Raw genomic sequence first — 18,814 nt, forward strand, 5'->3', positions numbered from 1 at the left:
GTTCCGGATCATTGCCGGGGAGCCCGCCGGCCCGGCTGACCGGCCGGGACGCCCGGGGAGCGCTCGCCCCACCAGGTGAGAACGTCCAGCGCGACGGCCACCTCCACGCTGGAGTGGGCCAGCGGGCGCGGGAGCAGTTCGTCGGCGCGGGCCAGCCGGCGCAGCAGGGTGTTGCGGTGGGTATAGAGCCGCGCCGCCGCGCGCGAGGCATTGCACTGTTCGGCGATGAAAGTTCTTACGCTGTCCCGCAGTTCGGTCCCGGCGGACTCGAACTCGCCCAGCGTGTACTTCACGAAGGCGGTCGCCCGGTCGGCGTCGGCGGTGACCAGGGCGACCAGTTGCACGTCGGTGAAGTAGGCCAGATGCTGCGGCGACTGCAGCCGCGCCATCATCTGCTGGGTGGTCACGGCGTCGAAATGGCTGCGTCGGAAACCCTCGACCCCGGCGGCCGCCGGCCCGACGGCGACCCGGACGTCGGGGGTCTCGCGCAGCGCCGAGCTCAGGGCGGCGCCGTCGATGGTGCCGCCGGAGACCCACACCCACCGGGTGGCGGTGCTGGCCAGGATGCTCAGCAGCGCCGCATTGCCGGCGGCCGCGCGCAGTGCGGCCACGGCACGGTCCAGGTGCGCCAGGCCCGCCTGGGGGTCGTCGCTCCAGATCGCCGCGGCGGTGTGGCTGCCGGTCAAGGCGTAACCGAGATGGGTCTCGGCGCGCTGCCGCGGAATCGGCTCCCCTTCGAGCAGCAGCGCCACCGTCGCGCGCCGCTCGGCGTGGGTGCCGCGGGTCAGCTCGTCGCGTTCCTGATCGATCTGGGCCGCGATGGCCGCCAGGGTGGCGTCGATGAACGCGCTGATCGACTGGGAGCACACGTCGAGCATGACCCGCAGGTCCTCGGCGTCGGAGGTGAGGTCGAAGGCGATCTCCATCAGCCGCCGCCACGCCACCCCCTCGCCGACGCGGTAGGCGTCCAACGCGGCCGCGTCGAGCCCGCGCCGCACCAGCTCGCGGGCCACGTTCATCGGGTCCGCGCCCGTGTTCGGCGGCACCGGCGCGCCGGGATCGCGGACGTTGGCCGTCGCCCAGAAGATCAGGTTCGCGGCGTTGCTGCGGCTGACCGCGGCGGCCAGTTCCGGATCCGCGGCGATTCCCGGGTTGGCCGCCAGCACCGCGCGGTCCAGTTCGGCCAGCCATTCCGGGCGAGCGTGGATCGCGACCTCGGCGCAGCGCCGGATCAGGTCCCGGATCCGGTCGGGAGGGCGATTCCACGACATCCGATCACGCTAGCCCGATGGTGCAGATTGCACTACGACACCCGTCGAAACGGGTCGTTTCGACCTTGGGGCGTGGTCGGTCGGACGCGACGATGGGGAGACATTCTCATCGTCAGGAGTCAACTCATGGTCACCACCCCCGAGTACGTCACCCCCGAGCACGTCGATGTGCTCATCGTCGGCGCCGGCATCTCGGGCATCGGGGCCGCCTACTATCTGCAGACCCGGCGGCCGGGCACGTCGCTGGCGATCCTGGAGGCGCGCGGCGCCATCGGCGGGACGTGGGACCTGTTCCGCTACCCGGGGATCCGGTCGGATTCGGATCTGCACACGTTCGGCTACGAGTTCAAGCCGTGGCGCGACGAGGACGCCATCGCCTCGGCAGACAAGATCCTGGACTACCTGAACGAGACCGTCCGGGAGAACCGCATCGACCGCCACATCCGGTTCCAGCACAAGGTCCGCAGTGCCTCGTGGTCGTCGGAGCAGGCCCGCTGGACCGTGGAGGTCGAGCGTACCGACACCGGTGAGCTTCTCCAGATCAGCGCCGGCTGGATCTTCTGCGGCGGCGGGTACTACCGCTACGACCGCGGCTACACCCCGCACTTCGAGGGGCGCGAGCGTTTCACCGGCCAGATCGTGCACCCGCAGCACTGGCCGGCCGATCTGGACTACGCGGGCAAGAAGGTGGTCATCATCGGCAGTGGCGCCACCGCGGTGACCCTGGTGCCCGCCATGGCCGAGACCGCGAGCCACGTCACGATGCTGCAGCGTTCACCCACCTATGTGATGCCGGTACCGCTGCAGGACTCGTTCGCCAACCTCGCCCAGAAGGTGCTCGGCCCCGAGCGCGGCTACGCGCTGGCCCGCCGGAAGAACATCGCCAAACAGCAACTGGTGTACCGGTTCTGCCAGCGCTACCCGCAGGCGGCGCGGCGGTTGATCCGCGGGATCAACGCCAGGCGGCTGCCGGCGGGCTACCCGGTGGACGAACACTTCAACCCGCACTACAACCCGTGGGACCAGCGGCTGTGCGCCGTCCCCGACGGTGATCTGTTCACCGCGATCAGCGACGGCCGTGCCTCGGTGGTCACCGACCGTATCGCCACCTTCACCGAGACCGGGATTGCGCTGGAGTCGGGCCGCGAGCTCGACGCCGACGTCATCGTCACGGCCACCGGCCTGAACATCCAGCTGTTCGGCGGGATGACGTTCAGCGTGGACGGGACGGTGATCAACCCGGCCGAGACCCTGGTCTACAAGGGCATGATGCTTTCGGGGGTGCCCAATTTCGTCTATGCGTTCGGGTACACCAACTCCTCGTGGACGCTGAAGATCGGGCTGCTGTGTGAGCACTTCTGCCGGCTCCTGGAGCACATGGAGGAACGCGGGGCCACGGTGGCGTGCCCCGAGCCCGGGAACCCGGACATGCCGACGAGGCCGTTCCTGGACTTCGGTGCCGGCTATGTGCAGCGGATGACCGACCAGCTGCCCCGCCAGGGCGCCGGCGCGCCCTGGCTGACGTCGATGGGGTACCACAACGACGTCCGGCTGTTGCGCAGCGATTCGGTGGCGGACCCCTGCCTGAAGCTGGGTACCGCCGAGCAGGCGGCCGCCGCGGTGGGCTGAGGCCCCCGAGCGGCCCGGCCGGTCAGCCGAATTCGACCAGCGTGTAGCAGCCGCGAACCCGGTCGAACAGCCGCGACCGGTACATCAGCGTGACCAGGGCGCCGAACACCGCGCCCCGCCCGGCGGGCAGCGGCAGGTCGTGCACCGCGCGGATCCCGGGCACTGTGTCGACCAGGGCGGCCATGTCGTCGACGGTCGCGCCGAACGGCATCGGGGGTACCCGGTAGCGCCGCGAGGAGCGCAGCCACCCGCGCTGCGCCAGACCGGTGAACCAGGGTGGGGCCACGTCGAAGAGCATCTGCCCGCCCGGGAAGCGTCGGGCGCACTCGGCGATCAGGCCGAGCGCCTGCTCGGGCTGCAGGTACATCAGCAGGCCCTCGGCGGTGATGAACACGCCCTTGGCGGTGTCCACCCGGTCCATCCAGCTGTAGTCTAGGGCCGACTGGGCGCACATCTCGATGCGCTCCGAGTCCGGCAGCAGCTGTGCACGAAGGTCGATCACGGGTGGCAGATCGACGGTGAACCAACGGAATCGGGGATCGGGCACCTGCGCCTCCAGCCGCCAGAAGCTGGTCTGCAGGCCCTCGGCGAGCGCCACCACGGTCCCATCGGGATGACCGTCGAGGAACCGCAGGGTCTGCCGGTCGAACGCCTTGGCCCGGATGGGCATGTCCTGGCGGGTCGCCCCGAACCGGGCGAAGTCGTAGTCGATCGCGTCGACGAGCCGCACGGCCATCGGGTCGTCGATGATCGAGTCGGCCCTGCGTGCCTCCACCGAGCGCGCGTGGAGCGTCAGCAGGGCCGTCTCGGAGACCCCGGTCAGCTGGGCCTTCTGTTTGGCGGCGGGTGTGGTGACGTGTGTGGCGGCGCTCTTCGCGGCGGCACCGTCGTCCGGGGAGGTCATCGCCACACAACACTACCGGTCAGGGGGTGTCGCGCCGCCGGCGTGCGGGCCCGCACGGTTCAGCCGGTGTGCGGGGCCCGCACGGTTCAGCCGGTGTGCGGGGCCCGCACGGTTCAGCCGGTGTGCGGGGCCCGCACGGTTCAGCCGGTGTGCGGGGCCCGCACGGTTCAGCCGAACTCCAGCAGCGTCATGCTCGGGCGGGCGCGGCGCAGCGGACCGACGCGGTCCAGCGGCCGCAACGCCAGCAGCCTGAAGACGCCCCGGCCGGGCAGGTGCGCGACATCGTGGGCGCGGCGTACTCCCGGGATCCGGTCGGGCAGACCCGCGGCATCGTCGGAGCTGATCCCGAACGGCATCGGCGGTGTCTGATACCGCTCGGTGAGCCGCCAACCCTTCAGGGTGCGGGCACTGAGCCAGGGCGGGATGGAATCGAACATCAGCCGTCCCCCGGGGAAGCGTTCGGCGCAGTCGGCGATCAGCGCGAGCACATCGGCGGGGTCGAGGTACATGAACAGGCCCTCGGCGGTGATGAACACCCCGTCGTCGGCGTCGACGGCATCCATCCACGTGCGGTCCAGCGCAGACTGGGGCAGGCGCACGATCCGGTCGTCGGCGGGGAGCAGGCGGTCGCGCAGAGCCATCACCGGCGGCAGATCCACCGAGTACCAGCGGAGCTCGTCGGCGACGCCGGCCGCCCGCAGGCGCCAGAAGCTGGTCTGCAGGCCCTCGGCCAGCGCGACCACGGCCGCGCGCGGTCGGGCGCGCAAGTACTCGGCGGTGGCCAAGTCGAATGCCCTGGCGCGCAGCGCATGCGACTGGTTGGGTTTGCCGAATTTGAGGTAGTCGTAGCTGATCGCGCGGTAGAGCTCGACCGCGTACGGGTCGTGCAGGCTGCCGTCGGGTCGCGCGGCCTCGGTCGCACGGTTGTGCAGCGTCCACAGTGTGGTGGCCGAAACGCCCTCGAGCGCGTTGCCGTCGATGACCGTCACCGCACCGATGGTAGAAGGTGCGGGTGCGAATCGGTGGGCTCGACCGGTGGGCCGGTTCTGCGCAGTAGGCTGCGAACATGACCCGCCAGGTTTTCGACGACAAGCTGTTGGCCCTCATCGGCGGCAACTCGCTGGGCGTGCTCGCCACCATCAAGAGTGACGGGCGTCCACAACTGTCGAACGTGTCGTACTACTTCGACCCGCGCGACCTGACGATCCAGGTGTCCATCACCGAGCCCCGCGCCAAGACCCGCAACCTGCGGCGCGACCCGCGGGCGTCGATCCTGGTGGGCTCCGACGACGGCTGGGCCTACGCGGTGGCCGAGGGCAACGCGGTGCTGACGCCGCCGGCGGCCGACCCGCAGGACGAGACGGTGGCGGCGCTGGTGGCGCTCTACCGCAACATCGCCGGCGAGCACCCGGACTGGGACGAGTACCGCCGCGCGATGGTGACCGACCGGCGGGTGGTGCTGACCCTGCCGATCACCCACGTCTACGGTCTGCCCCCGGGTATCCGCTGATCCGGTTCCTCAACCGGGGCAAGTGAATACGCGGGCCGAGCGCGCCGAGGCGGCGACGCCCGCCCCGAGACCCGCAGGGTAGAGTCCGCTGCGATGGACTTCGATGTCGTCCTGTCCTCCGGGCGGGTGCGTGCCAGGCGCTGGGGCGAGCCCGGTGCGCCGCTGTTGCTGTGTGTGCACGGTCTGTCGGCGAACCTGTCGGCCTTCGACTATCTGGCCGGCCGTTTGGCCGCCGAGCTGCCCGAACGCCAGGTGGTCGCCTTCGATCTGCGCGGCTGCGGCCGCAGCGAGGTGACACCCGCGGGGACGTACGGCCTGGACGCCCACGTCGCCGACGTGCTGGAGCTCGCCTCGGCGCTGGGTGCGGACACCTTCGATCTGGCCGGCTGGTCCCTGGGCGCGCTGATCTCCATGACGGTGGCGCTGCGTGCGGGCGACCGGGTGCGCAGCATCGCGCTGATCGATCACGCGGGACCCTCGCAGGCCTCGGCCCTGGAACCGATCCGGGCCGGGCTGGCGCGTCTGGACCTGCACGCCGAGACCCCCGAGGAATATCTGGACCACATGCGTGCCGCCGGGGTCGTCGACCGCTGGTCGCCGTTCTGGGACACCTTCTACACCTACGACCTCGAGGCGGCCCCGGGCGGCGGCTGGTGGCCGCGCACCTGCCGCGCCGCCGCCGAGGAGGACTTCCATCAGCGCTGGCCCCGGGACTGGAGTGAGCACTGGCGCGCCCTGACGATGCCGGCGGTGCTGGTGCGCGCCACCGCGGCCGACCACGACCAGCGGGTGGTGCCCGACCGTGCGGTGCGGGCGCTGCACGAGGTCAACCCCGGCGTGCGGGTGGTCGAGACGCCGGCCGGCAATCACTTCACCTGCATGACGGATCCGGTGACGGCCGCGGCGCTGCGTTCGGTGTTGTGACGCCGCCGCCCGGACCCCGGCACAGCAGCCGGGCACCGGCGAGTGCGGCCAGCATCACCGCGACGCAGTAGATCCCCGCGTCCTTGAGCCCCCACTTCACCGAGGCCAGCGTGGCCGCGGCGGCCAGGCACAGCAGTGCGCCGGTGACCACGCTGCGCGCTCCGGTCGGTGCGGTCGCACCGTCCCAGCCGGGCAGCGGACTGTTCTCCAGCGGCCGCAACCCCACGAACAGCAGCCCCACCGCCACCACCATGATGGCCAGCTGGAGCACGCTGATCCCCAGCAGATGAGGCGCACCGGGATACCGCGGCAGGCCCAGGTGGTCGAACGCCAGATGCATCATCAGCAGCGCCGGCATGTGCCACAGGTACAGCGTCATCGCCCCGGAGTTGCCGATCGCCGTGAGCCACCACACCCGCGGGCGGTGCGCCCACCGGTCGATCGCGGGAGCCGCGGCAATAGCGAACGCGCACATCATGATCGCGTGGCCGGCCAGCAGCAGCGAGGGTGGTGTCATGTTGGCCAGGCGTTGGCCCTCGATGCCGACCAGGCTGAGCTCGTAGGGTCCGAACGCCACCAGCGCGAGGTTGACCGCGAGCATCGCCACGCCGATCCGGACGGCGGCCGCACCGCAGAGCAGCCGCCGCCGGTAGGCCACCCCGAACATGCCCGGGATCAGCCACACCGTCGTGTTCAGATAGCCCAGCGCGCCGGCGTGGCCGATGTGCACGCGCACCGCGTCGACGATCAGCACGCCCAGGTACACGCCGGCCACCGCGGTGGTCAGGCGGGCCACCGTGTCGATGCGGTGGAGCAGCGGCATCGCGGCCAGCACCAGCACGTAGGCACCCAGGAACCACAGCAACTGAATCGACACCCCGGCCACCGGTTCGTAGACGTGCTCGGGGAGCACCCGGTGCAGTACGGCCAGCACCGCCGCCCAGAACGCCAGGTAGTAGAACACCGGCCGGAACAGCCGCGTGCACTTCTTCATCAGCCAGGCGCCCCAGTTGCCGCCGGGGCTCCAGGTGGCGACGCCGGCGGCCACACCGGCGAAGAAGAACAGCGGCATGATCTGGAAAACCCAGGTCAGTGCCTGGAACCAGACCGACGTGGTGAGCAGGTTCTCCCAGATGAACACGCCGTCTTCGATGATGCTGGTGGCCATCACGGTGTGTCCCAGCACCACCCCGAGCAGGGCGCCGATCCGGATGACGTCGATCGCGCGGTCCCGGTCCGGCGGTGTCTGCGCGGCGACCTCGGCCGGAGTGGGGAACGACGCCGACCGCAGGGGGACGCTCGGGGTGGATGTCATGGCGCCGAATCTATGCCCCGGGTGGCCCGCCGCGAATGAGTAGAACTAACCAATCCGCGCGGAGGAACCGACCATGCCTTCGCGGCGCTCCTGCACCAGTACCGCGGCCAGGCACAGGGCGGCCAGCACGCCGATGGCCACCGCGAAGGCCTCGCCGGCGGTCTGCAGGCCCCACAGCCGCGCCGCCACGCCCTCGCCGATCACCGGCACCGAGATCGCCACATACGCGACGACGAAGTAGGTCGAGCTGACCTCGGCGCGCCGTTCGGGTGGGGTGCGTTCGGACACCGCGGCCAGCCCGCGCCCGAAGGTGGCGCCCTGGCCGATGCCGGCCACCACGGCCGCCGCGATGAACCCGATCAGCGACCCGACGTGCAGCGACAGCGCTAGCATGAACATCCCGAGCACCAGGATCGCGCTGCCCAGCGCGATGGCCCGCGGCGGGGCCAGCCGCACGGCCAGCACCTGGGTGACCGCGGAGGCGGTGAAGATCGACGCGACGATGACCCCGGCGAGGGCGTGGTTGTCGATGCCGATGACCTCGGACAGGAACGACGGCGCGACCGCGGTGAACATCCCCATGACGGCGAACGCGGCGAACGCCGCGGTGGCGGCCACGGCGAACACCGAACGGGTCTGCGGCGGCAGCGACAACCGCTGCAGGCTGATGCCGCCCTGCCGCCGGGAGGTCTCCCCGCAGGCCAGCACCGCCGCGACCGCCAGCAGCACCAGCCCGATGTGTACGGCGAAGCTCAGCTGCAGCGGTGCCGGCGCGTACTGCACCAGCAGCCCCGCCAGCAGCGGGCCGAGCCCCAGGCCGCCGATGTTGGCCACGGTCGCCACCGCCGCGGCCCGGTCGCGCCAGCGGTCGGGGGCGGATTCGATGATCGCGGCCGTCGCGGTGCCGGTGAACACACCCGCCGACAGGCCGGACAGGATGCGTCCGAGCAGCAGCGCGCCCACCGAGTCGGCGAACAGGAAGACCACCGCGCTGGCGACCGCGGCGCCGGCACCGGCCACCAGCATCGGGCGCCGGCCGATCGCGTCGGACCAGCGGCCGAACAGCAGCAGTGCCGCCAGCACCCCGGCGGCATAGGTGGCGTAGATGACCGTCGTGGTCAGCACGGCGAACTGCATCCGCTCGGCGTACAGGGCGTACATCGGGGTCGGCAGGGTGGTGCCCAGCATGATCGCCGCGAAGGCGTAGGCCAGCAGCGCCGTGGCGTAGCGCCGGCGGCCTCCGGTCGCCGTTCCTGTCACCGTTTCAGTCGCCGTTCCTGTCGCCGTTCCTGTCGCCGTTTCAGTCGCCGTTCCTGTCGCCGTTCCTGTCGCCGTTTCAGTCACTCCGGCCTCAACGCCGGCACCCGCGAATGGCTTCCCGGCCCACGCGCGAACGCGCATCCCGGTACACCGCCGTCGGCGTGTCGCGTACCGGGATGCGCGCTCGCGCTCCGCGGGGGCCTGGAGCGCCGCCCTAGTGCGCGACCGCCTTCTCGGCGCCCACGCCGGTCAGCGACCGGACCTCCATCTCGGCGCTCTTCACCGGGTCGCCGCGGTCCGGCGAGGTGAGCGTGCCCACGATGCCGAGGGCGAAGGCCAGCGGGATCGACACGATGCCCGGGTTGGCCAGCGGGAACCAGGCGAAGTCCGCCCCGGGGATCATCGCCGTCTCATTGCCCGAGACGGCGGGGGAGAAGACGATCAGCACCAGGGTGGAGATCAGCCCGCCGTACATGCTCCACAGCGCCCCGCGGGTGTTGAACCGCCGCCAGTACAGCGAGAACAGGATGGTCGGCAGGTTGGCCGCCGCGGCGACGGCGAAGGCCAGCGCCACCAGGAAGGCGACGTTCTGCCCGTTGGCCAGGATGCCCAGCCCGATCGCGCAGATCCCGAGCACCACGGCGGTGATCCGGGAGACGCGCACCTGCTCGTCCTCGGTCACCTTGTGCCCCTTCATCACGCTGGCGTAGATGTCGTGGGCGAACGAGGCGGACGCGGTGATGGTCAGCCCGGCGACCACCGCGAGGATGGTCGCGAACGCCACCGCCGAGATGATGCCGAGCAGGACGACGCCGCCGAGCTGGAAGGCCAGCAGCGGTGCCGCGGAGTTCACCCCGCCGGCCGCACCCAGGATGCGGTCCGGGCCGACCAGCGCGGCCGCGCCGTAGCCGAGCACCAGCGTGAACAGGTAGAAGGCGCCGATCAGCGCGATCGCCCAGACCACCGAACGGCGGGCCTCCTTGGCGGTGGGCACCGTGTAGAAGCGCATCAGCACGTGCGGCAGGCCCGCGGTGCCGAGCACCAGGGCGACGGCCAGCGAGATGAAGTTGATCTGTGAGGTCAGCGAGCCGCCGTACTTCGCGCCGGGGGCCAGCACGTCGCGGTTGGCGACCGCCTCGTTGGCCGACCCGGAGATCGCCGACTGCGCCGAACCGAGGATCTCGGAGAAGTTCAGCCCGAACTTGCCCAGCACCATCACGGTCATGAACGCCGCGCCGGCGATCAGCAGGACGGCCTTGATGATCTGCACCCAGGTGGTGCCCTTCATGCCGCCCACCAGGACGTAGACGATCATCAGGATGCCGACGACGGCGATCACCAGCGACTGCCCACCGCGGGAGTTCACGTTGAGCAGCAGCGCGACCAGACCGCCCGCGCCGGCCATCTGCGCCAGCAGATAGAACAGCGACACCGTCAGCGTCGAGGTCGCCGCGGCCAGCCGCACCGGCTTCTGCTTGAGGCGGAAGCTCAGCACGTCGGCCATGGTGAATTTGCCGGTGTTGCGGAGCAATTCGGCGACCAACAGCAGTGCGACCAGCCAGGCGACCAGGAACCCGATCGAGTACAGGAAGCCGTCGTAGCCGTAGACCGCGATGGCGCCCGCGATGCCGAGGAAGCTGGCGGCCGAGAGGTAGTCGCCGGCGATCGCGATGCCGTTCTGCGGGCCGGAGAAGCCGCGACCGCCGGTGAAGAACTCCGCGGCGGTGTTGTTGTTGCGGCTGGCCCGGATCACCACGAACAGCGTGACGACGACGAACAGGGTGAAGATGCCGATGTTGGCGATCGGGTTGCCCACGCCGTCGGACGCGGCGAGCAGGTGGGTGGTCACTGGTCGGTTCCTTCCAGCTCGATACGGATCGCGGTCGCGCGCGGGTCGAGCACGCGGTTGGCGAACCGGACGTAGAGCCCGGTGATGACGAACGTCGACACGAACTGGCCGAGCCCGATCAACAGACCGACGTTGACGTTGCCGAACACCCGGGTGGCCATGAAGTCATGGGCGAAGGCGCCGAGCAGGACGTAGATGCCGTACCAGATCAGGAAGAAGGCCGTCATCGGGAACACGAAGCGGCGCAGCCGGTTCCGCAGATCCTGGAACTCCGGGCTGGCCTGGGTGGCGAGAAACTCCTCGGCCGTGGGGGCCGGTGGACTATCGGTGGTGGGCACCGCGGGACTCCTGACGTCGTGTGTGGTGGAGGTCGTGGCGTCAGAGTATTGAGATTCAGGTCACACACCTAGGGGTTGGCGGGGGCCCCGCGCCGAAACCGGCGACCTCTGCGGCGAGCGGTCCGTCGGCGGCGACGAGCGGTCAGCGCCGCCGGCCGCCCAGCGGGTCCGCCCCGCCCGGATCCACCGCCGGTTCGGCCGCAACTTCAGTGGCCAATTCACTGCCGGCGGGCAGCCGTTCGACACCCATCCCGAGTCGCTCCGGAACGTGCATCCGCGCGAAGATCCGGGCCACGTCCGGGGGCCGCTGGGCGGCGGTCAGCCGGCTGACGGCGATCATCGTCAGGAACGCCAGCGGGACGGTCACGGCGGCCGGGTAGCCGACCAGCGCCGAGGCCCAGCCGCCCAGCAGGTCCTCGTCGATGCCACCGGTCAGTGCCAGCGCCGTCGCCGCCCCGGACAGGCCGCCGCCGACCACCAGACCGCAGATGGCCCCGGCGCTGGTCAGGCCGCGCCACCAGATGCCCAGCACCAGCAGGGGACACAGCGTGGAGGCGGCTACGGCGAAGACCATGCCCACACTGCGGGACAGTTCCAGCGACGATGCGGCCAGCGCCAGCGGGATCGGGACCAGCCCGCCGATCAGCGCGGCCAGCCGGAAATCGCGGACCCGCCCGCGCAGCACGTCGGTGGACAGCGCGCCGGCGATGCTGACCAGCAGCCCCGACGAGGTGGCCAGGAACGCCGCGATCGCCCCGGCGGCCACCAGCGCGGCCAGCCCGGCCCCGGCGACCCCGCCGATCGCCGAGCTCGGCAGCAGTAGCACCGCGGCGTCGGCGGTCCCGGTGATCAGCAGCTGGGGCACGTAGAGCCGGGCGAACACCCCGAGCAGGGTGGGGAACAGGTAGAACAGCGACAACAGCGCGATCACCGCCAGCGCGGTGCGCCGGGCGGCCCGGCCGTCGGGGTTGGTGTAGAAGCGCACCAGCACGTGCGGCAGGCCCATCGTGCCCAGGAAGGTCGCGACGATGATCGAGAGGACCTGGAACAGCGGGTGCGGTCCGCCCAGCCCGCCGCCCGAGGAGATCCACTCCGCCCCGGTGTTGGGCGCCCCGGCCACCACCGGGGTCTCCGCGCCGTCGGCCAGCCGCAGCGTGGTGCCCGCACCCAGCGTGTAGCGCCCGGGTGCGGGCAGCGCGGACCCGCGCAGGGCCGTGCCGTCGACCTCCCCGGTGACGGTGATGCCGTCGGTGCGGGCCACCTGCACGACGACGTCGGTCTCCACGGTCACCGTCGTGGCGTGGTGGACGACCGGGGGCAGCGGCCCGCCGAGATCGTGCGGCTGGGTGAAGAACAGCGCCGTCAACGCCAGCGCCGGGACGGCGATCGCGGTCAGCTTGAGCCAGTACTGGAACGCCTGCACGAACGTGATCGAGCGCATCCCCCCGCCGATCACGTTGGCGACCACGATGACGCCCACCGCCAACGGGCCGACCCACACCGGCACGCCCAGAAGGATCTTCAGGGTGAGCCCGGCGCCCTGGTACTGCGGCACCAGATAGAGCACGCAGATCACCACCACCAGCAGCATCGCCGCGGTGCGCAGCCGGGCCGAGCCGAGGCGGAACTCGGCGAAGTCGGGCACCGTGTAGGCGCCGGAGCGGCGCAGCGGCGCCGAGACGAACAGCAGCAGGCCCAGATAGCCGGCGGTGAAGCCGACCGGGTACCACAGCGCGTCGGCGCCGTACTTGGCGACCAGGCCCGCGACGCCGAGAAACGAGGCCGCCGAAAGGTATTCACCCGAGATCGCGGCGGCGTTCCAGCGCGGGCCGACCGTGCGCGAGGCGACCAGGAAGTCCGATGTCGTCCGCGACAGCCGTCCACCGTAGGCGCCGACCAGGACGGTGGCCAGCGCGGCGGCCAGCAGGGCCGCGGCGGTGAGCGCGTCCGGCCCGGTCACGGCTCGTCCGCCCGGTCGTCGACGATGCCGACGAAGTCGCGTTCGCTCTGTTCGGCCAGCCGGACGAACAACCGGCCGATCCCGTAGAACAACGGGTACAGCAATACCCCGAGGATCAGCCAGTTGGCCCGGATCCCGAACACCGTTATTTCCTCGAAGGCCGGTACGGCGTTGCCCAGCAACGGGATCGCGACGATGACCGACAACACCACCGCGGCCAGCCGTAGTGCCAGGCCGAGTTGGGCCCGGACCAGTCCGCGAACCAGCGCGTCGCCGACCTCGGTCTGTTCCTGTACCTCGACGTGGGTGCGCACCATGCGGGCACCGCGGCGGTGCGCCAGCACGATGCGCTGGCGCGGCGCCGGCCCCTGCTGGCTAGTGTTCATCGCCACCGGGCCGGTAGCTGCGCATCGGGTCCCGGATCAGTCGATCCCGTAGTTCGCGGGTCTGCCGGCGGCTGACCGGCAGCTCCACCGCGGGGGAGGCGCCGTTGGCGCGGATCTGCACGAACACCCCGCTGTCGGTGGTGCGGACCCCGGTCACCAGTTGCAGCGCAACCAGATACGAGCGGTGCACGCGCTGGAACCCCTGGTTGCGCCAGCGCGTCTCCAGCGTCGACAGCGGGATGCGGACCAGGTGCGAGCCCGTCGAGGAGTGCAGCCGGGCGTAGTCGCCGTCGGCCTCCACCCAGCCGATACTGTCGCGGCGGACCAGCTGCGTCAGCCCGGCCAGTTCCACCGGGATCACCTCGTCGGACTCCTCGGTCGGTGCGGGCTCGGCGGCGCGGGCGTTCACCACCCGGCGCACCGCCTCGTCGAGACGTTCGCGCCGCAGCGGTTTGAGCAGATAGTCGGTGGCCCCCACCTCGAAGGCGGCCACCGCCTTGTCCTCGTGGGCGGTGACGAACACCACCGCGGGCGGGTTCGAGAAATTGCCCAGCACCGAGGCCAGCTCCAGGCCCGAGAGCCCCGGCATGTTGATGTCGAGGAACAGTGCGTCGATCCGGCGTTCGGCCAGTTCACGCAGCGCGGCGTTGGCGTCGGCGGCGCCGTAGACGTTGCCCACCAACGGATGTCCGCTCAACAGGTAGATCAGTTCATCCAGTGCCGGGGCCTCGTCGTCGACGGCGAGCACGGCCAGTGGGCGGGTCACCTGCCATCCACCTCCGTCGCGCCGCTAGACCCGGACCCCGGCACGGAACTTCGGCACGCGCATGATCACCTTGGTCCCGGCTCCGAGTGCTGTCTCGACCACCAGACCGTAGTCATTTCCGAACGCCGCCCGCAGCCGATGGTCGACATTGGTCAGTCCGACGTGGGCGGTCTGGTCCGTGCTGTCGGTGTCCAGGGCGTCGGCGTGGGCCGAGCGCAGCGCCTCGGGGTCCATCCCGACGCCGTCGTCCTCGACGGTGATGACGCAGTCGGCGCCCTCGTCACGCGCGATCAGCGTGATCGTGCCGCCCGGCCGGCCGGCCAGCCCGTGCCGGACCGCGTTCTCCACCAGCGGCTGCAGCGCCAGGAACGGCACCACCACGCCCAGGACCTCGGGGGCGACCTGCAGTTTCACGTCGAGCGCGGAGCCGAACCGGGCGCGCTCCAGGGTCAGGTAGCGGTCGATGTTGCGCAGCTCGTCGGACAGCAGCGTGTAGGGGCCGGCCGCGCGGAACGAGTAGCGGGTGAAGTCGGCGAAGTCCAGGATCAGGTCGCGGGCGCGGTCGGGGTCGGTGCGGACGAACGAGGCGATGGTGTTCAGCGCGTTGTAGACGAAGTGCGGGCTGATCTGGGCCCGCAGCGCCAGCACCTCGGCGCGGTCCAGCCGCGCCCGCGAGGCGTCGAGTTCGGCCAGCTCGAGCTGGCTGGTGGCGTAGCGGGCGACCTCGCCGACGGCCCCGAGCATGCCGGGCCCGGGAGTGCCGTGCGAAACCGTCACCAGCACACCGGTGACGTCGCTGTCCTCGGGCAGCAGCGGTTGGGCGACCACGGCCGGCAGCCGGTCGGCGGCCAGCACCCGGCGCTGCCCGGAGATGGCCGCCTGGGCGGCACCGCGGCAGCGCTGCAGCAGATCGGCGCTCCACATCGGATCGTCGTCGGGGGTGCGGGCCAGCAGCCCGGCTTCGTCGTCGTAGAGGGCCACCCCGCCGGCTCCGGTCAGGTCCCGCAGGTAGGGCACCGCGGCCTGGGCGGAGTCGGCGTCGAGGCCCCTGCGCAGTGCGCGGGCCGCCAGCGAGGCGGTGTGCAGGGCCGCGTGCACGGCGCGTTCGGTTGGCGTCGTCACCACCTGCCGGGTGCGGATGACCACCACCGCGGTGATCGCGGCGACGATGACGAGCAACCCCGCCGCGAGTGCGACTGCGACCTCGCCGGACATGATCTGAATGTAGTGGGCTCGATTCGACGCCCCGGCCCGATCTCGGATTGCCGCTGGCAAGCGAACGCGGCCCGCCTGCCCTCCGATGTCCTCGACGCTCAGGCGGCCGTGCTTCGCGGGCCGATCCCGAACTTCTGCCGATGCGAGGCGATGTACTGCTCGAAGGTGAGTGCGCGATGCCCAGTCACCTGTTCGACGGTGTCGGTGAATCGGTCGTACCGGCCGGCGCGGTGCAGCCGCGCCATCGTGGCGATGTGCTGTTCCACGTGTGGCGGGATGCCCGCCGGCGCCAGGACCTCCTCGCGCCAGGCCGGATAGGGCATGTCGACTCCGGCGACGGGGGTGTCCGACACGCGTGAGTAGCTCCGCGCCAGGCCGTCGACGTCGAGGACCTCCGGACCGGTCAGCTCGTAGACCTTGCGGTGATGGGCCGCCGGGTCGGCGAGCAGGGCCGTCACCACCTGGGCGACATCGCTGGCGGCGATCGGAGAGGTCCGGCCCGTGCCGAAGGGCAGGATCAGTTCGCCGCGTTCGCGGACATTGCCCGCGTTGAGCGACGTGAACAGCGGGTTGTCCATGAAGACGGTGGGCCGCACATGCGTCACCGGCAGGCCCGACCAGTCCATGACCTGCTCGGCCAGCCAGTGCAGCCTCTGCTGGGTTGATTCGCCGGCGCTGGTCAACGACATCTCCGAGACCGTCATCTGCGACATGTTGACGACGGTCTCGAGGCTGCCGTGGTCCCGGCCGGCGGCGCTGACGAGCGTTGCGGCCTGCAGGTAGGACGACGAGACGCCCATGTTGAAGAACACGCGTCTCACACCCCGCATCGCGGAGACCACGTCGTGCGGATCGGTGAGGTCCCCGACCACGACCTGGGCGCCGAGTGCCCGGAGAGCGTCGGCATGCTCCTCGCGGTGAACCAGCGCGCGCACGGTCGCGCCCCGTTGGGTGAGCAGTTGCACGACGGAGTCGCTGACGCCGCCGATTCTCGCGCCGGCGCCGGTCACCAGGTATTCGGTCTCGTCCGCCATGATTCCGGTCCTCTTCCTATCTGGGTATAGTTGACTATACTTATCTCGTCGGTGTCAACCGGCGCGCTGGCCGATCGATTCCCCGGCGCCCGTCGGGGTGGGGCCCGGGTTCCGTCGGTGCGCAGGCGACCCGTTGCCCGAACCGGCGCGACCTCGTCCGTGCCGGCGCCGCGCAGCCGGTCGGCCACCTCCGATCCCCCGGCGCCGGGTCGTCCTAGACTGGTCCGATGTCCACCTTGCAGCTGGTCCAGGATCCGGAAGCCGACGCGCTGCTGGCGTCGAGTCCGCTGGCGCTGCTGATCGGCATGCTGCTCGATCAGCAAGTGCCGATGGAGACCGCGTTCGCCGGCCCCAAGAAGATCGCCGACCGCATGGGCGGCCTCGATGCCCACGACATCGCCGCGGCCGATCCGGAGAAGTTCGCCGCGCTGTGTTCGGAAACCCCTGCGGTACACAGGTTTCCGGGCTCCATGGCGAAGCGGATCCAGGCGCTGGCCCAGGTGCTCGTCGACGAGTGCGGCGGCGACGCGGCGGCGCTGTGGACCGCGGGCGACCCGGACGGGCGCGAGGTGCTGGCCCGGCTCAAGCGCCTGCCCGGGTTCGGCGACCAGAAGGCCCGGATCTTTCTGGCGCTGCTGGGCAAGCAGTACGGGTTCGACGCGCCGGGATGGCAGGACGCGGCCGGCGACTACGGCAAACCCGGGGCGTTCATGTCGGTCGCCGATGTCCGTGACCAGGCCTCGCTGGACAAGGTGCGCAGTTACAAGAAGCAGATGAAGGCCGCGCAGAAGCAGAAGTCCGGCGGCTGACTCCACCCGGCGCCCCACCCCACCCACCCGTGTGCCCGTGGCATCGGTTCGGTACTGAGTGCGAAGAACCGCCCGGGAAGTCGATCTCAGTACCGGATCAATGGCTGGGTCCCGGCGTGTCGCGGCCGTTGATGGCGGGTCGATCACGGCACGGTCGTCCGTGCACGTCAGGACGGGGTGCGCCGGCGGGGGCGCTCCGGCGGCCCGATCACCGCGACCGCACGAGCCCGTAACGGTTGAATAAATGCCACACGTGTCACTTGAGTCCCACCAGTAACGCGCTAACTTCCTCTCATACCGCTATCGAGGGATTGGGAGAGCCATGTCACGGATCAGAAGTGCGTTCACCGGGACGGCAGTGCTGGTGGGCGCATCGGCGGCATTGTTGACCGGTGGGATCGCCAAGGCGGACCCGCTGCCGCCCGCGCCGGCTCCGCCCGCGCCCACGGTTCCCGGCCCGCTTCAGCCGGGCCTCAACATGATTCAGCAGATGATGGTGGACCCGGCCAAGACGCTGCAGGCCGCCGCGTCAACGCTGACCGGCATTCCCGCACCGGCGCCGGCCAGCACCATGCCGGCCGCGCTCGCGCCGCAGCCGCTGGCCAGTGCCACGCTCAACGCCCCCGAGGTGGCGCCGCCCCTGCCGGGTGGGGCTCCGTCGGTCACCGGACCGCTGGCCTCGGCGAGCCTGCCGACGGTGCCGGGTCTGCCGCAGCAGTTGATGTTGCCGATGGACCTGACCAGCCTGCTTCCGGGTGGTCTGCCGGGTGGCGTGCCGGCGCCGAACCTGGGCCCCGCGCCCGCACCCGCACCGATGCCGGCCGCCGCGCCTGCCGGGGCCCCGCTGACGTCGCTGTTCCCGACCTCGGCTCTTCCCTGATCGTCCGCGCCGATCGTCGGCCCTGGTTGTTCCCGCCTGATCGTTCAGCGTTGATCGATCTCCGCCCTGATCGTCTCCACGCTCCGGATTGGATGCTTCATGCCACGCAAACGCCCGCTGTTGGTCACCGCCGCGCTGGCGGTCGGCTCGTCGGCCGCGCTGCTGCTGAGCAGCAGCCTGTGCACCACGGCGGCCGCTGATCCGGCCGCCCCGGCGCCCGCACCCATCGACGGGTTGCAGGCGCCGGGCCTGCCGGCGATCCAGAGCCTGAGCCCGGCGATCCAGCAGGCGGCATCCGACCCGAACAACGCGGCCTCGATGCTGATGGCGGCCGCGGCGGCGTTCGCCGGCAACTCGGCGGCGTCACCGGATTCGAAGAACCTCGCGGCGGCGGTGAACCAGTTCGTCACCTCGGATCCGGCCGCGGCGTCGCTGATCGCGCAGAGCCTGCCGGGCACCGGCATCCCGCTGCCCGCAGGCGCCAGCGTGCCGGGACCCGCACCCGCGGACCCGCCGGCGGCCGCCACGCCGATCCCCGACAGCGTGCACATCCCGGCGACCGGGGTGACCCCCGGCATGGAGGCCCACCTGCCGCCCGGCATCGATCCGGAATTCGCGGTCGGTCCGGTGCCCGAGGCGGGCCCGCACGGTCCGGCGCCCGCCGCACCCGGTGCCGCCCCGGCGTCCGTACCCGCGCCCGTACCCGCGCCCGGGCCCGCGCCCGGGCCCGGGTACGGGCGCGGGTACGGACGCCGGGGCGGCAC

17 protein-coding genes and 1 pseudogene are annotated in these 18,814 nt (G+C 71.2%); 6 read left to right on the plus strand and 12 right to left on the minus strand.

Annotation, left to right across the window (positions count from 1 at the left end; all coding sequences use genetic code 11):
* Positions 1-8 precede the first annotated feature (8 nt).
* A complete protein-coding gene (locus tag CSR00_RS18965) occupies positions 9-1,271 on the minus strand; it encodes a PucR family transcriptional regulator (protein WP_099023974.1) in 1,263 nt (420 codons plus the stop codon).
* A gap of 126 nt (positions 1,272-1,397) precedes the next feature.
* Between CSR00_RS18965 and CSR00_RS18970 the strand changes: the two genes are divergently transcribed.
* Positions 1,398-2,900, plus strand: coding sequence for a flavin-containing monooxygenase (locus CSR00_RS18970; protein ID WP_099023975.1), 1,503 nt, complete (start codon positions 1,398-1,400; stop codon positions 2,898-2,900).
* A 22-nt stretch (positions 2,901-2,922) separates the two neighbouring features.
* Here CSR00_RS18970 and CSR00_RS18975 read toward each other — a convergent pair whose 3' ends face one another.
* The gene (locus CSR00_RS18975) at positions 2,923-3,804 is read right to left on the minus strand and encodes a class I SAM-dependent methyltransferase (protein WP_099023976.1); all 882 of its coding nucleotides are present in this window, start codon (positions 3,802-3,804) and stop codon (positions 2,923-2,925) included.
* Between the two features lie 167 nt (positions 3,805-3,971).
* Positions 3,972-4,793 (minus strand): class I SAM-dependent methyltransferase, encoded by an 822-nt coding sequence (locus CSR00_RS18980; RefSeq protein WP_099023977.1) that lies wholly within the window; start codon positions 4,791-4,793, stop codon positions 3,972-3,974.
* 77 nt (positions 4,794-4,870) lie between these two features.
* Between CSR00_RS18980 and CSR00_RS18985 the strand changes: the two genes are divergently transcribed.
* Together CSR00_RS18985 and CSR00_RS18990 are read left to right on the plus strand one after the other, a co-directional pair.
* The gene (locus tag CSR00_RS18985; protein WP_099023978.1) at positions 4,871-5,314 is read left to right on the plus strand and encodes a PPOX class F420-dependent oxidoreductase; all 444 of its coding nucleotides are present in this window, start codon (positions 4,871-4,873) and stop codon (positions 5,312-5,314) included.
* A gap of 93 nt (positions 5,315-5,407) precedes the next feature.
* A complete protein-coding gene (locus tag CSR00_RS18990; protein WP_099023979.1) occupies positions 5,408-6,238 on the plus strand; it encodes an alpha/beta fold hydrolase in 831 nt (276 codons plus the stop codon).
* On the opposite strand, the gene CSR00_RS18995 is transcribed toward CSR00_RS18990, so the two are convergent.
* The 9 genes from CSR00_RS18995 to CSR00_RS19040 form a co-directional block, all read right to left on the minus strand.
* A complete protein-coding gene (locus tag CSR00_RS18995; protein WP_099023980.1) occupies positions 6,186-7,553 on the minus strand; it encodes an acyltransferase family protein in 1,368 nt (455 codons plus the stop codon). The two genes, CSR00_RS18990 and CSR00_RS18995, sit on opposite strands and share 53 nt — an antisense overlap.
* Before the next feature lie 45 nt (positions 7,554-7,598).
* Positions 7,599-8,813, minus strand: a complete 1,215-nt coding sequence (locus CSR00_RS19000) for an MFS transporter (protein WP_281259736.1) — start codon at positions 8,811-8,813, stop codon at positions 7,599-7,601.
* Between the two features lie 214 nt (positions 8,814-9,027).
* On the minus strand, positions 9,028-10,662 hold the full coding sequence (locus CSR00_RS19010) for a monocarboxylic acid transporter (RefSeq protein WP_099023981.1): 1,635 nt from the start codon (positions 10,660-10,662) through the stop codon (positions 9,028-9,030).
* Positions 10,659-11,000 (minus strand): DUF485 domain-containing protein, encoded by a 342-nt coding sequence (locus CSR00_RS19015; RefSeq protein WP_099023982.1) that lies wholly within the window; start codon positions 10,998-11,000, stop codon positions 10,659-10,661. Before CSR00_RS19015 ends, CSR00_RS19010 begins: the two co-directional genes overlap by 4 nt.
* Positions 11,001-11,142: 142 nt before the next feature.
* Positions 11,143-12,960 carry a sodium/solute symporter gene (locus CSR00_RS19020; RefSeq protein WP_099023983.1) on the minus strand — a complete coding sequence of 606 codons (1,818 nt, stop codon included), beginning with the start codon at positions 12,958-12,960 and terminating at the stop codon, positions 11,143-11,145.
* The gene (locus CSR00_RS19025; RefSeq protein WP_099023993.1) at positions 12,957-13,346 is read right to left on the minus strand and encodes a DoxX family protein; all 390 of its coding nucleotides are present in this window, start codon (positions 13,344-13,346) and stop codon (positions 12,957-12,959) included. The genes CSR00_RS19020 and CSR00_RS19025 overlap by 4 nt, the downstream gene beginning before the upstream one ends.
* Positions 13,336-14,112, minus strand: coding sequence for a LytR/AlgR family response regulator transcription factor (locus tag CSR00_RS19030; protein WP_099023984.1), 777 nt, complete (start codon positions 14,110-14,112; stop codon positions 13,336-13,338). The genes CSR00_RS19025 and CSR00_RS19030 overlap by 11 nt, the downstream gene beginning before the upstream one ends.
* A gap of 24 nt (positions 14,113-14,136) precedes the next feature.
* Complete coding sequence (locus tag CSR00_RS19035; protein WP_099023985.1) at positions 14,137-15,327, minus strand: sensor histidine kinase; 1,191 nt, start codon at positions 15,325-15,327, stop codon at positions 14,137-14,139.
* Positions 15,328-15,425: 98 nt separating this feature from the next.
* A complete protein-coding gene (locus CSR00_RS19040) occupies positions 15,426-16,361 on the minus strand; it encodes an NAD(P)H-binding protein (RefSeq protein WP_099023986.1) in 936 nt (311 codons plus the stop codon).
* Positions 16,362-16,588: 227 nt separating this feature from the next.
* On the opposite strand from CSR00_RS19040, the gene CSR00_RS19045 reads away from it, so the two are divergent.
* From CSR00_RS19045 to CSR00_RS19055, 3 genes and pseudogenes are all read left to right on the plus strand, one after another.
* Positions 16,589-17,170, plus strand: a complete 582-nt coding sequence (locus CSR00_RS19045; protein ID WP_099023987.1) for an HhH-GPD-type base excision DNA repair protein — start codon at positions 16,589-16,591, stop codon at positions 17,168-17,170.
* Positions 17,171-17,492: 322 nt separating this feature from the next.
* Complete coding sequence (locus CSR00_RS19050) at positions 17,493-18,050, plus strand: hypothetical protein (RefSeq protein ID WP_176562144.1); 558 nt, start codon at positions 17,493-17,495, stop codon at positions 18,048-18,050.
* A gap of 99 nt (positions 18,051-18,149) precedes the next feature.
* Positions 18,150-18,814 (plus strand): annotated as a pseudogene (locus CSR00_RS19055) (hypothetical protein); the annotation flags it as partial.

Source organism: Mycolicibacterium palauense, from assembly GCF_002592005.1.
Taxonomy (GTDB): Bacteria; Actinomycetota; Actinomycetes; order Mycobacteriales; family Mycobacteriaceae; genus Mycobacterium; species Mycobacterium palauense.